Below are 12,615 nucleotides of genomic sequence, written 5' to 3' on the forward strand. Positions count from 1 at the left end.
AAATGCAAAGACGATTTATAGACTACTTAGTTATCACTTTTAAGGGTATTGCAATGGGAGCAGCAGATGTTGTTCCAGGAGTTTCAGGAGGAACTATCGCATTTATTTCTGGTATTTACGAAGAACTTATTGAAAGTATAGACAAGGTGAACCTTGGAGTTTTTAAAGTGTGGAAACAAGAGGGTTTTAAAAGAGCTTGGAATTCCATAAATGGTAACTTTCTATTTGCACTCTTTTTTGGCGTTGCATTTAGTATATTGTCCTTAGCCAAATTAATAAAATGGCTATTACATAACGAAACTATCTTATTATGGTCCTTTTTCTTTGGGCTCGTTTTAGCTAGTATTCTTTATATTGCTAAACAAATTAAAGGCTTGTCTATTAAGTTGATTATTGCCATTATTGCGACGTCAATTTTATCGTTTTACATTACTGAAGCCGAACCATTTGCGTCACCAGACAGTCCATTTTATCTTTTATTTTGTGGCTTTATAGCTATCATTGCTATGATTTTACCTGGAGTTTCAGGGGCATTTATATTACTTATACTTGGTGCGTACCAAACCGCAATTGACACTATTAATAATTTAAGAGACGGAGTATTGACTGGTAACATGGATCTTTTTAAAGATGCCTTGCTAAAATTTGCATTACTTGGTGTTGGTGCCATTATTGGAATTAAAGTGTTTTCGAAAGCCTTAAATTGGATGTTCAAACATCATAAAAATCTTACATTAGCCATCCTAACCGGATTTATGATTGGGTCATTAAATAAAATTTGGCCATGGAAAGAAGTTTTAAAAACACGTGTTAATTCTGAAGGAGAAGTAGTTACCTTACTCGATAGAAGCATTTCACCAATAGCGTATGCCGGAGATAACGAATTAGTAATGGCCATCATTTTTATTGTTATCGGTTTTGCTACAATTCTAATTTTAGAAAGTCTCGGTAAACATAAAAATAACGTGTAATGCAAAGCACCAGATCGTTTAAAGACCGTGTATTCCTGGTCATTAAAGGGTTGGCCATGGGAGCCGCGAACAAAGTTCCAGGTGTTTCTGGTGGTGTTGTTGCATTTGTAGCTGGTTTTTATGAAGAGTTTATTTATTCTCTTCAACGCGTAAATAAAACCGCTTTTAAACTCTTATTTAATGGCAGATTTAGTAGCTTCTATCGCTATATCAATGGTAAGTTTTTGGGCTCGCTATTTTTAGGAATGATAGTGAGTTATTTCAGTGTTTCAAAAATATTAGATTATCTTATTGTGCACTATGAACTCTATGTTTGGAGTACTTTCTTCGGCATGATTTTGGGTTCAATTTATTATATATCTAAAGATTTTAAAGAGTGGAATAGAACAACATTACTAGCTTTAGTTCTTGGTGCCATCGCTGGTCTTAGTGTTAGCTTTTTAGATCCAGCAACAGAAAACGATAACTTATTTTTCGTCTTCTTTTGTGGTATTATAAGTGTTTCTGGAATGACCTTACCAGGATTTTCTGGGTCTTTTATTCTTATACTTTTGGGCAATTACGTATTACTCTTAGTGGACTCTGTAAATGCTCTTTATGATACGATGATCGATGTTTTTAGTGGTAATTTTGATTTTATATATGATGCCTATCGTATACGAATGTTAAAAGTTTTAGCGGTATTTACACTAGGTTCAGTAGCTGGCTTGGTTACTTTTTCACATATATTAAATTACATATTAAAACATTATAAATTCATTACTTTGGCTACCATCATGGGATTTATAATTGGCTCACTTGGAGTTGTTTGGCCATGGAAAGAAACCATATATAAAACAAATTCGGAAGGCATAACAATCTTAGATTCTACTGGAAAACAAATTATTGCCAATTATCAACGGTATTTACCTGAATTCAACAGCCAAACTTACATCGCAATTGTTTATATTGCCCTTGGAATCCTCATAGTTTTAGGATTAGAATGGTATGGAAAACGCACAAGACAAATTAAAGCTTAAATTCGGACTCGTCGGTAAAGATATCTCTTACTCGTTTTCGAGAGGATATTTTAAAACCAAATTCGAAACTGAAAATTCGCAAAATACATACGTTAATTTCGATTTACAATCTATAGACGAGCTTTTAGTAATTATAAAAAACACTTCAAATTTAAAAGGGCTTAACGTTACTATTCCCTATAAAGAACAAGTTATTCCCTTACTAGATAAACTGGATAAAAAAGCTGAAGAAATTGGAGCTGTGAATACCATTAGGTTTGCTAAAAACAATCAGTTAATTGGCTACAATACTGATTTTTATGGTTTTAAAAACTCCATACAACCACATCTAAAATCACATCATAAAAAAGCTTTAATTTTAGGTACAGGAGGTGCATCTAAAGCTATTGCATACGCGCTTAAAAACTTAGAAATTCAGTATGACTTTGTCTCACGATCGCAAAAGAAAAACGTCACCTATTTGTATTCGGATCTAACTAATGCTATAATTTCAGATTATACAATTATCATCAATTGCACACCTATTGGCACATATCCTAATATCGATCAATGTCCAGATATTCCTTATGATGCTATCTCTGAAAGTCACATATTGTATGACCTTATTTACAATCCTGATCAAACAAAATTCTTAAAACAAGGTTACCAAAATGGAGCCACAACCATTAACGGTTTAGAAATGTTACGACTTCAAGCCGAAAAATCCTGGGAAATCTGGAATAAGTCTTAAAACACAAGCTCTACAAGCAATTCCTTTGTAGTTATACTACTAGTTAGTATCTTTAACAATTATAATAAATATTTTGACATATGTCTGAGAATGATAACCTGCAGAATGCAGATGGAAAAAAAGAAGTAGAATCAACAGATACTACTCCAACGCAACAAGCTGAAATTAAAACGGAAGCAAAATCTGAAACTGAAGGAAATGATGTTGACAACAACAACGTTGAAGCCGAAGTTAAACAAGATTCCGAAACAGAATCAACTGATAATGAACCTAAAAGCAGTACAGAAGCAGAAGAGGCTGCAACTGAGAACGCATCTAAAACGGATGCCGCTAAAGACAATCATGTTGATGAAATAGAAGCATCCAATGCTGAAGACGCTGAAGACGAATCTAATGCTGAACGTCATGAAGTAGAAGAGAAAGATTATCATGCTATGTCTATGGATGAGTTAAATGCTGAAATCAGCAGACTCTTAAAAAACCATAAAATTCAGACCATTTCTAAACATGTTAATGAAATAAAAAGTGAGTTTAATGCTAAATTCAGTGAACTTCTAGAAGAAAAAAAGGAAGAATTCATTGACGATGGTGGTAACGAAATAGACTTTTATTACACTAACGACGCCAAGAAACAATTCAATGCTCATTATAAAGAATACAAACAAACAATAAACGCTTACTATAAGGAGCGCGAGCAAAACCTAAAACAAAATCTTGATAATAGATTACAAATTATTGAAGATATCAAGGGTTTACTTAGTGTTGAAGAAAATATGGGTACAACCTATAAAACCTTCAAGGAACTTCAGGAAAAATGGCGTAATGCAGGTCCAATTCCAAGAGACAAATACAATAATGCTTGGAATACTTACCACCATCATGTAGAACGTTTTTACGACTTTTTACATCTCAATAATGATTTGAGAGATATGGACTTTAAGCATAACTATGATCAGAAATTGAAAATCATAGAACGTGCAGAAGAGTTAGCTGAAGATGAAAATACTAACCGTTCGTTTAGAGAACTACAAGTATTACATAAATTGTGGAAAGAAGAACTTGGACCCGTTGGCAAAGAACATAGAGAAGCTATTTGGGAACGCTTTAGTAATGCAACCAAGGCTATACATGATAAGCGTCAGGCTTACTTTGCAGACATGGATAAGGCACATGAAAAAAACCTTGAACGAAAAGAGGAAATCATTGCAAAAATCACTGCAATTGGAGAAGACAAAGCAACGTCACATAGTGCTTGGCAGAAAAAGATTAAAGAAATTGAAGCTTTAAGGGATGCCTTTTTTAAAGCAGGAAAAGTACCTTTAAAAGTCAACGAAAGTACTTGGGCAAAATTTAAAAACGCCGTTAGAACTTTTAATCGTGGTAAAAACAGTTTTTATAAAAACCTAAAGAAAGATCAGTACGACAATCTTAAAAAGAAAAAGGAACTAATTCAAATTGCAGAAGACAATAAAGATAGTGATGATTTTGCGACGGTAACTCCGTTGATGAAAAAAATTCAAAGCGATTGGAAAAAAATTGGTCATGTTCCAAGACGCGATAGCGATAAAATTTGGAAACAATTTAAATCTGCTTGTAATCATTATTTTGATAAAATGCATGCTGAGCGTAAAGCTAAAGACCAACATTTATATGAAGCTTTTGATAAAAAAGTAAAACTTCTAGATGGTTTAAAAGCATTGGAGCTTTCAGAAGATCCAAAAGCCGATATCAAAACATTACAAGATAAAATTGCTGAGTGGAAAGACATTGGGTACGTACCACAAAACAAACGTTATATCGACGGTAAATTCTACAAAGCGATTGACGATAAGTTTGACAAACTAAAAATGGATAAGTCGAAATTAGAAATGATTAAGTTTGAAAGTAAACTTGAAAATTTAGCGGATCCAGAAGACACACGCTTATTGGACAACGAACAAAATTTTATTCGCAAGCGTATTAGTGATATTAAGTCTGAAATTAATCAATTGGAAAATAATTTACAGTTTTTCTCTAATGTAAAATCAGATAACCCATTAGTAAAGGATGTTCATAAAAATATTGATAACCACAAAAAAGAATTAGATACATGGAAGGCCAAGTTAACAAAGGTCAGAGGCATGTATAATTAAAATTTATAGTTTAGTTTTTAAAAGAAAGGGAGAATACGATGATACGAGACCATTGGAACGAAGAATGGAAAGAGATAGTTTTTGATGACAATATTGCAGAAGATGAAAAGTTCAAAATTTCTAATTATGGTAGACTAATTAACTGTAAAACAGAAACTGAATTTCTAGTTAAGAAATATTTTATTAATGGCTATCAAAATCTACCGCTTAAGCAAAAGAAAAATGGTAAGCTAACAAGTAGATATGTTCATAAATTGGTAGCCGAACATTTCTTAGAACAAAATGATGGCCTATATGTCATTCACCTCAATTACGACAAAACCGATAATAGAGTTGAAAACTTAAAATGGGCAACGAAAAGAGAAAAGGAAATACATCAGTTTAGCAATCCTGAATTCAAAAATAGAAAGCGTAAAAAACCTTCAAATACCAAGCTTACTGAAACGAAAGTTAAGTTTATTAAACGGAAAATAAATGATCCTAATCGTAGAACGCGTCTAAAAATGATTGCGAAGCAATTTGGAATTTCTGAAATGCAGCTTTACAGAATAAAAACTGGAGAAAACTGGGGAGAGGTAACCGAATAAATTCTTACTTGGATACGTAATCTCATTTAAAAATTTCAATTTAATCTCAGCTAGATTTTTAAAATATCAAAACCCACTTGTGCTTTACAAGTGGGTTTTGCCCTAACTAAACTAAATTAACCTTAATTACAACCGCTTAAATAATAATTAAGATTTCCTACTAAGATTATAAAAGCGTTTTACTTTTATATACAGTATTTACGTACAAAGTTTAGTTTTGGATGTTTGGATTTTATTTTTTTTAAAACTTTAACAATTTACACCTTAGCATGGTCATTTCTAAATGTAAGTCCAACTATAGAAAGGCTATTCAAATTAAAAATTAAGAATACTCTTAAGGATTTAACTACATTATAGAAAGACAATTTAGATATCTAGATTTCTATAAATTTACTGTAAACTTAAAAACGATAATTTAAGGTGGATTTCTGCCTTCGCAAGAATGACATAAGCTATTACAGTAATTTCGCTTCTTCCCAAAAGACATCCATTTCGGACAGTGTCATATCCTTTAGGGATTTATCTCGCTCTTTCGCTTTAGATTCTAAATATTGAAAGCGTTTTATGAATTTCTTATTAGTTCGCTCTAAGGCATTTTCGGGATTTACCTTAAGAAAGCGTGCGTAGTTAATCATTGAAAACATCACATCACCAAATTCACTTTCTATCGCATCGAGATCACCTTTTGCAATTTCAGCTTTTAATTCGGCAAGCTCCTCTTCTACTTTTTCAAAAACTTGTTCTGGTTTTTCCCAATCAAAGCCAACTCCTGCTACCTTATCTTGAATTCTGCTGGCTTTTACAACTGCTGGTAAGCTTTTAGGCACTCCTTCGAGAACACTTTTCTTACCTTCTTTAAGTTTTAGTTGCTCCCAATTTCGTTTAACCTCTTCTTCGTTTTCAACCTTAACATCACCATAAATATGTGGATGTCGATCTACAAGTTTATCACAAATACTATGGCAAACATCTACGATATCAAAGTCATTTGTTTCACTTCCTATTTTAGAATAAAACACAATATGCAATAAAACATCTCCCAATTCTTTTTTAACTTCCTCTAAATCATCATCTAAAATAGCATCTCCAAGTTCGTAAACTTCTTCAATGGTAAGATGACGTAAAGACTCCATCGTTTGTTTTTTATCCCAAGGACATTGCTCGCGCAACTCATCCATAATGGTTAACAAACGTTCAAAAGCTTTTAATTGGGCTGTTTTATCAGACATTACTTTAGTATAATAGGTTCTCGATACAATTTTAAGCTGAAAGCTTTCAGCTAAAAACCACTCGAACTGACGTATTATTTATTCTTCTTCTTCAGAAGTTTCTTTCGCGTCTTTAGACTCTTCAAGTGACTCTAAAAGATTGTTTTTCTGAAGTAAATTGTACCATTGTACCACTTTCTTAATATCTGAAGGATATACACGATCTTCATCATAATCTGGTAATACTTCAAAGAAAAATTCCTCTAATACGTCTTTACCATCTTTATGACTGATAGACGTTTGTTGTCCACCTTCCTTTTCTTTTACCTTTTTTAGTACATCTCTTAAAGGCACTTCTTCAGTTAGGGTATAAATAGCTATTTCACTAAGAATACTTATGTTACTATGTGCACCAACTGTGATGCGCTTTTTATCGATTAACGATTCTACTACAGCACCTGTTCTCGTTTGTGTTACGATTTGGTATAAACCTGGTTTTCCAGAAATGGATAAAATTGTATCTAAGCTCATCTTGTTTTTTTATCGTCAGGCTGAGCGCAGTCGAAGCCCAATTATTTTGTTATTAATAAACCCTTCGACTGCGCTCAGGGTGACAATAGTTTATATGTTTTTAACGCTTTCTACTCATTAAAGGAAAACGCATTTTGTAATCAATTTTAATCTTACCTTTTGAAATATTAGTAAGACGTCCTTTAATTAAACGCTTTTTAAATGATGATAATTTATCTGTAAATAAAATACCTTCAATATGGTCATATTCATGTTGAATAACTCTAGCAATTAAGCCATCATACTCTTCAACATGTGTATCAAAATTCTCATCCTGATATTGAATCTTAATTTTTGGCTGTCTAAAAACATCTTCTCTTACATCTGGAATACTTAAGCAACCTTCATTAAAAGCCCACTCATCGCCTTCCTCTTCTAAAATTTTAGCATTAATAAATGTCTTTTTGAAGTTTTTCATTTGCTCTCGTTCTTTTTCAGAAAGCTCTTCATCTTCAGCAAAGGGACTTGTATCTACCATAAACAAACGAATAGCTAAACCAATTTGAGGCGCAGCTAAACCAACACCATATGCACCATACATGGTTTCCTTCATGTTAGCAATAAGCTCACTTAGCTTCGGGTAATCTTTGTCTATTTCCTTTGCTTCTTTTCTTAAAACAGCATCGCCATAGGCTACAATAGGTAAAATCATAATTCATTTATTTTCGCGTGCAAAAGTACCAAATTCTAATATAATATTTCAAATTTCAAAAACTAAATTCCATTATGTTTTCTATAGAAGATAGAATGTTTTAATACTTTAATACTATATACTTAATATTTAAAATTGATTACTAGAAAGGTAACTCTGTAATATCAATGTGGCACTAATTTCATCAACCAAAGCCTTATTTTTTCTTTGTTTTTTCTTCAATCCACTATCAATCATCGTTTGAAATGCCATTTTAGACGTAAAGCGCTCATCTACTCTATCTACAGGAATTTGAGGAATAGCTTTTGTTAGTTGCACTAAAAACTTCTGAATATAGACTTCGCTTTCCGACGCTGTATTGTCCATCTGTTTAGGTAAACCAACTACAATTTTATCAACGCTTTCAGTTGAAGTATATTTTATTAAAAACGGAAGCAGCTCTTTTGTTTCAACTGTAGTAAGACCAGAAGCTATTATTTGCATCTCGTCTGTTACTGCTAATCCTGTTCGTTTTGTACCATAATCTATGGCTAAAATTCGTCCCATAATTGCAAAGATAAGGCATTAAAAAACGCTTCCTTAAAAAAAGAAGCGTTTTTAAAATAATCAATTTAACCAAACCAATCAAATGAGTTATTCCCTCTAAAAATAAATCAACATGATCGTTATACTTAAGACACCACATTGTTATGTAGGTCACATCTTTTTGTATTAAAAAAGAAAACGCCTCGTTCAATAGGGAGAGGAGTTTTCAATATTTGCTATTAATCAAATTCTGTGACATTCAGGTAAAATATCCAGGGCATTTAATTACTATTAAGACACTACATTTTTCAAATGGTCACATTTTTATTAAAAAGTATTTTAGCTTCAATTATTATAAAAGTATCTTTGATGACTAAATTCAATTTGAAAACATGAAACAATTACAGTCTGTTATAGAAAATGCGTGGGAAGATCGTTCTCTTTTAACTAATCAAATAACTATAGATGCTATAAGAAGCGTTGTAGACCTTGTTGATGCTGGTACATTACGTGTGGCAGAGCCTACTGATAATGGATGGCAAGTAAACGAATGGGTAAAAAAAGCAGTCGTTTTATATTTCCCTATTCAGAAAATGGAAACTTTTGAAGTTGGTATTTTTGAATATCATGACAAAATTCCATTGAAAAAAGGCTATGCAGAAAAGGGAATTAGAGTTGTACCACATGCTGTAGCCAGACATGGAGCTTATATTTCTTCAGGAACTATTTTAATGCCAAGTTATGTAAATATTGGTGCTTATGTAGATGAAGGTACTATGGTAGATACTTGGGCTACAGTTGGTAGCTGTGCACAGATTGGTAAAAATGTCCACCTTTCTGGAGGTGTTGGTATTGGTGGAGTTTTAGAACCTTTACAAGCAGCTCCAGTAATTATTGAAGATGGTGCATTTATAGGTAGTCGTTGTATTGTTGTTGAAGGCGTACGTGTAGAAAAAGAAGCTGTTTTAGGTGCGAATGTGGTGTTAACCATGAGTACAAAAATTATTGATGTTACTGGAGATGAACCTGTGGAAACCAAAGGTGTTGTACCAGCACGTTCTGTAGTAATACCTGGAAGTTACACTAAAAAGTTTGCTGCTGGAGAATTTCAAGTACCTTGTGCTTTAATTATTGGTAAACGTAAAGAAAGCACCAATAAGAAGACCTCTTTAAATGATGCTTTGCGTGAGTATGATGTAGCAGTTTAAAAACTAAAATTAGATATAACTGAAATTAGATATGGAGCAACTGAAGTATGATATATATTGGTATTTTAAACTTAAAAGATCAAACGGTCGTGCTTTAAAAGCGCTAAATATAATTGAAAGTTATAAAGGCAAGCTTCAACCAAAGCTTAAAAAACAATCCAATGAATATGCCACTGAAGTCCTTGGCAATAGAGCCTATGCTCCTTGGTTGTATGTGTATGCTGCTTTTCAGAATCGATTTGAAGATGGTTGGATTCCTGATAATTATTACGCAAAAGAAGTGATTCCAAAGTTAAATGGAGATTACGGGAAAGTGGCAGACCGAAACTTTATTATCCCTTTTTTGCTTTCCGATATTGAAACATTAGATGTCGCCTATATTCTTAACGGTAAATTTTGCAGTATAGATAGCAAAATTATAGACCCAAATAAAGTTAAAGACTACCTATTTGAAAAACATGATAAGTTAGTTTTTAAATTAGAAAACTCTAAACGAGGTAAAGGTGTCTTTATACTAGATAAAAGTAATTTTGATATTTCAACATTTTTATCAAATGGATATGGCAACGGAGTTTTTCAAAAGTTTATTCAGCAACATCCATTTTTTTCAGAATTTGCTGATAATTCTGTTGCAACAATAAGAGTCACTACAGTATCTGATCCCTTAGGCAATATTTCTGCCCGAGCATCTTATATTAGATTTGGTCGTACAAAAGACACTCATATTAAATCAAATTCTGCGGTCAGTGTTTCTATAGATATTAACTCAGGTGAATTTCATCCTAAAGGCTATATGAATTGGACTGAAATTGATAAACATCCAGATAGTAAGGTCTCATTTCATCAAAAAACAATTCCGTATTTCAATAAATGCCTAGAAAAAGCTATAGAAATGCATAAAACTATCCCGTTTATGGGTTGTTTAGGTTGGGATTTAGCCGTAGACCATTTAGACAAAATTCAACTTATTGAAGTGAACGGCATCAATAATGGCATAAAGTTTAGTGAAGCAACTACAGGACCATGCTTTAAGGATTTAGGTTGGAATAATCTTTGGAAACAAAAACAAGGATTGTAATTTTAATATTTAAACATCATAATAATGCCAAGTATAATACGTCGATTTTTTTTAAGGCACTTACGGAAAATGAGATCCTTACCGCCTAAAATTTATACACCAATTTCTTACGAGTATTACACTGGCAAAAAATTAGATTTAGAAAACCCTATTGAGTTTAATGAAAAACTCCAATGGATGAAGGTGTTTTATCATCCAAAAATCTTAAACCTATTAGTAGACAAATATGCCGTTAGAACTTATGTTGAAGAAAAAATAGGAGCGCAATACCTCAATCAAATTTATGGTGTTTATGACAAACCTGAATCAATTCCATTTGAAGAGTTACCTAATAAATTTGTCGTTAAAGCAACCCATACAAGCAGTCACAATTTAATTGTAACAGACAAAACAAATCTCGATAAGAAAAAAGCTATAAAATCGTTTCACAAATGGTTAAGCAAAAATCAATACTACAGAATCGGACAAGAATGGGCTTATAAAGATGTGCCACCACGAATAGTTGTTGAAAAATTTTTAAAAGATGACGAAGAAAACTCACTAATAGATTATAAATTTTATTGTTTTAATGGCACTCCTAAATTTTTAGAAGTACATTTAGATAGAGCAGATAATCATAAACGCGGTTTTTTTGATTTCGATTTTAAACCATTACCTTACAGATATGTTTCTTTAGAAAAAAGTATTTCTTCAGCAATTAAAAAACCAACGAACCTAGAGGAAATGATAAAATTTGCTGAAATTTTGTCTGGAAATTTTCCGTTTGTGCGAGTTGATTTTTACTCTATCCAAGGGAAAACTATCTTTGGTGAAATGACGTTTTACCCATCGGATGGAAGAAAAGATTTTATTCCTGATGAATACAACAAAATTATTGGCGATTACATTATACTGCCTAAATTAGAATCGGGACAACAAGCTATTACTAAATTAGATTAACTTCGATAACATATTTAAAGGTAATTTGTACCATATTTGGAATGTGAATTATGACGAATAACAATGCTGACCAACATACTATTGATGCTGTAATTCTCTGGGTAGATGGCGAAGATGAAAACCACAAAGCCAAAATGCTACCTTATTTAGAGGATAAAACTAAAATTAGTTCTGAGAAATTTAGAACACGTTTCGATCAGGTTAATGAAATAAAGTTTACTATTAATTCTATTCTCAAATACGCTCCGTATATAAGAAACATTTACATTATTACCGACAACCAAACACCTGAATTTTTACAAAACAGTTCTGACGACACGTATAAAAACGTTTCTATAGTAGACCATAAAGTGGTCTTTAAAGGTTATGAAGAGTATTTACCAACTTTTAATTGTAGACCAATTGAAACCTGTTTATTCAGAATTCCAGATTTAGCTGAACACTTTATCTATTTTAATGATGATTTCTTTCTTATAAACGACACAAAACCAAATGATTTCTTTAAAAATGGGTTACCCATTTTAAGAGGTAAATGGCTAAAGTTTGATAAAGATATATTTTACAAAAAATTTAAAAAACCGAGAGTTGGCCATAAATCTATTCAGCAAAATGCCGCTCGATTAGCAGGTTTTGATAAATATTACAATTTTAAGCATACACCTCATCCGTTACGGAAATCGACCTTTGAAAACTATTTTAATGACAACGAAGATGTACTTCTAGAAAATATTAAACATCGTTTTAGAAAAACGAGTCAGTTTACTCCTCAAGGCTTGGCTAATCATTTAGAAATAAAGAATAAAACCTGTTATTTTGATAGTGATTTAAAACTGATGTACTTTAGGTCCTACAAAAAACCTTTGATTTGGTATAAATTCAAATTAAATGTAAAATCGAAAGGAAAGTTGTTTTTAGGACTTCAAAGTTTAGACCGTAGTCCATCACACATTTTAGAATATATTTTAAACTGGTTAGAGAAACGTACCTCATAAATTA

General features: G+C 32.3%; 13 protein-coding genes. 9 read left to right on the forward strand and 4 right to left on the reverse strand.

Going from position 1 to position 12,615, the window contains the following annotated elements; genetic code table 11:
- Nucleotides 1–2 precede the first annotated feature (2 nt).
- The 5 genes from ITJ86_RS06085 (at nt 3) to ITJ86_RS06105 (ending at nt 5,439) form a co-directional block, all read left to right on the forward strand.
- Nucleotides 3–971, forward strand: a complete 969-nt coding sequence (locus ITJ86_RS06085; RefSeq protein ID WP_195870727.1) for a DUF368 domain-containing protein — start codon at nt 3–5, stop codon at nt 969–971.
- Complete coding sequence (locus ITJ86_RS06090) at nt 971–1,990, forward strand: DUF368 domain-containing protein (RefSeq protein WP_195870728.1); 1,020 nt, start codon at nt 971–973, stop codon at nt 1,988–1,990. The genes ITJ86_RS06085 and ITJ86_RS06090 overlap by 1 nt, the downstream gene beginning before the upstream one ends.
- On the forward strand, nt 1,959–2,720 hold the full coding sequence (locus ITJ86_RS06095) for a shikimate dehydrogenase family protein (protein ID WP_195870729.1): 762 nt from the start codon (nt 1,959–1,961) through the stop codon (nt 2,718–2,720). The genes ITJ86_RS06090 and ITJ86_RS06095 overlap by 32 nt, the downstream gene beginning before the upstream one ends.
- 80 nt (nt 2,721–2,800) lie before the next feature.
- Nucleotides 2,801–4,852 (forward strand): DUF349 domain-containing protein, encoded by a 2,052-nt coding sequence (locus ITJ86_RS06100; RefSeq protein WP_195870730.1) that lies wholly within the window; start codon nt 2,801–2,803, stop codon nt 4,850–4,852.
- Between the two features lie 38 nt (nt 4,853–4,890).
- The gene (locus ITJ86_RS06105; protein ID WP_195870731.1) at nt 4,891–5,439 is read left to right on the forward strand and encodes an HNH endonuclease; all 549 of its coding nucleotides are present in this window, start codon (nt 4,891–4,893) and stop codon (nt 5,437–5,439) included.
- 455 nt (nt 5,440–5,894) lie between these two features.
- Here the strand turns inward: ITJ86_RS06105 and mazG are convergent, their stop codons facing one another.
- The 4 genes from mazG to ruvX all read right to left on the reverse strand — a co-directional run bounded on the left by mazG (nt 5,895) and on the right by ruvX (nt 8,415).
- Nucleotides 5,895–6,668 (reverse strand): nucleoside triphosphate pyrophosphohydrolase, encoded by a 774-nt coding sequence (gene mazG / locus ITJ86_RS06110; RefSeq protein ID WP_195870732.1) that lies wholly within the window; start codon nt 6,666–6,668, stop codon nt 5,895–5,897.
- 78 nt (nt 6,669–6,746) lie between these two features.
- On the reverse strand, nt 6,747–7,178 hold the full coding sequence (locus ITJ86_RS06115; RefSeq protein ID WP_195870733.1) for a DUF5606 family protein: 432 nt from the start codon (nt 7,176–7,178) through the stop codon (nt 6,747–6,749).
- 100 nt (nt 7,179–7,278) lie between these two features.
- Complete coding sequence (gene def, locus ITJ86_RS06120; protein WP_195870734.1) at nt 7,279–7,869, reverse strand: peptide deformylase; 591 nt, start codon at nt 7,867–7,869, stop codon at nt 7,279–7,281.
- A gap of 129 nt (nt 7,870–7,998) precedes the next feature.
- On the reverse strand, nt 7,999–8,415 hold the full coding sequence (gene ruvX, locus ITJ86_RS06125; RefSeq protein ID WP_195870735.1) for a Holliday junction resolvase RuvX: 417 nt from the start codon (nt 8,413–8,415) through the stop codon (nt 7,999–8,001).
- Between the two features lie 371 nt (nt 8,416–8,786).
- On the opposite strand from ruvX, the gene ITJ86_RS06130 reads away from it, so the two are divergent.
- The 4 genes from ITJ86_RS06130 to ITJ86_RS06145 all read left to right on the forward strand — a co-directional run bounded on the left by ITJ86_RS06130 (nt 8,787) and on the right by ITJ86_RS06145 (nt 12,611).
- Entirely contained in the window at nt 8,787–9,602 is an 816-nt protein-coding gene (locus tag ITJ86_RS06130; protein ID WP_195870736.1) for a 2,3,4,5-tetrahydropyridine-2,6-dicarboxylate N-succinyltransferase, read from the forward strand.
- A 31-nt stretch (nt 9,603–9,633) separates the two neighbouring features.
- The gene (locus ITJ86_RS06135; protein WP_195870737.1) at nt 9,634–10,680 is read left to right on the forward strand and encodes a sugar-transfer associated ATP-grasp domain-containing protein; all 1,047 of its coding nucleotides are present in this window, start codon (nt 9,634–9,636) and stop codon (nt 10,678–10,680) included.
- A 69-nt stretch (nt 10,681–10,749) separates the two neighbouring features.
- On the forward strand, nt 10,750–11,619 hold the full coding sequence (locus ITJ86_RS06140; protein WP_195870738.1) for an ATP-grasp fold amidoligase family protein: 870 nt from the start codon (nt 10,750–10,752) through the stop codon (nt 11,617–11,619).
- A 50-nt stretch (nt 11,620–11,669) separates the two neighbouring features.
- Nucleotides 11,670–12,611, forward strand: coding sequence for a hypothetical protein (locus tag ITJ86_RS06145; protein ID WP_195870739.1), 942 nt, complete (start codon nt 11,670–11,672; stop codon nt 12,609–12,611).
- Nucleotides 12,612–12,615 lie beyond the last annotated feature (4 nt).

The sequence above is a fragment of the Winogradskyella marina genome, from assembly GCF_015645385.1.
In the GTDB taxonomy this organism is placed as follows: domain Bacteria; phylum Bacteroidota; class Bacteroidia; order Flavobacteriales; family Flavobacteriaceae; genus Winogradskyella; species Winogradskyella marina.

What these genes read in the sequence shown, in the direction of transcription:
- ITJ86_RS06085 (WP_195870727.1), top strand. Translation starts at nt 3, where the DNA reads ATGCAAAGACGATTTATAGACTACTTAGTTATCACTTTTAAGGGTATT.
- ITJ86_RS06090 (WP_195870728.1), top strand. Translation starts at nt 971, where the DNA reads ATGCAAAGCACCAGATCGTTTAAAGACCGTGTATTCCTGGTCATTAAA.
- ITJ86_RS06095 (WP_195870729.1), top strand. Translation starts at nt 1,959, where the DNA reads ATGGAAAACGCACAAGACAAATTAAAGCTTAAATTCGGACTCGTCGGT.
- ITJ86_RS06100 (WP_195870730.1), top strand. Translation starts at nt 2,801, where the DNA reads ATGTCTGAGAATGATAACCTGCAGAATGCAGATGGAAAAAAAGAAGTA.
- ITJ86_RS06105 (WP_195870731.1), top strand. Translation starts at nt 4,891, where the DNA reads ATGATACGAGACCATTGGAACGAAGAATGGAAAGAGATAGTTTTTGAT.
- mazG (WP_195870732.1), bottom strand. Translation starts at nt 6,668, where the DNA reads ATGTCTGATAAAACAGCCCAATTAAAAGCTTTTGAACGTTTGTTAACC.
- ITJ86_RS06115 (WP_195870733.1), bottom strand. Translation starts at nt 7,178, where the DNA reads ATGAGCTTAGATACAATTTTATCCATTTCTGGAAAACCAGGTTTATAC.
- def (WP_195870734.1), bottom strand. Translation starts at nt 7,869, where the DNA reads ATGATTTTACCTATTGTAGCCTATGGCGATGCTGTTTTAAGAAAAGAA.
- ruvX (WP_195870735.1), bottom strand. Translation starts at nt 8,415, where the DNA reads ATGGGACGAATTTTAGCCATAGATTATGGTACAAAACGAACAGGATTA.
- ITJ86_RS06130 (WP_195870736.1), top strand. Translation starts at nt 8,787, where the DNA reads ATGAAACAATTACAGTCTGTTATAGAAAATGCGTGGGAAGATCGTTCT.
- ITJ86_RS06135 (WP_195870737.1), top strand. Translation starts at nt 9,634, where the DNA reads ATGGAGCAACTGAAGTATGATATATATTGGTATTTTAAACTTAAAAGA.
- ITJ86_RS06140 (WP_195870738.1), top strand. Translation starts at nt 10,750, where the DNA reads ATGAGATCCTTACCGCCTAAAATTTATACACCAATTTCTTACGAGTAT.
- ITJ86_RS06145 (WP_195870739.1), top strand. Translation starts at nt 11,670, where the DNA reads ATGACGAATAACAATGCTGACCAACATACTATTGATGCTGTAATTCTC.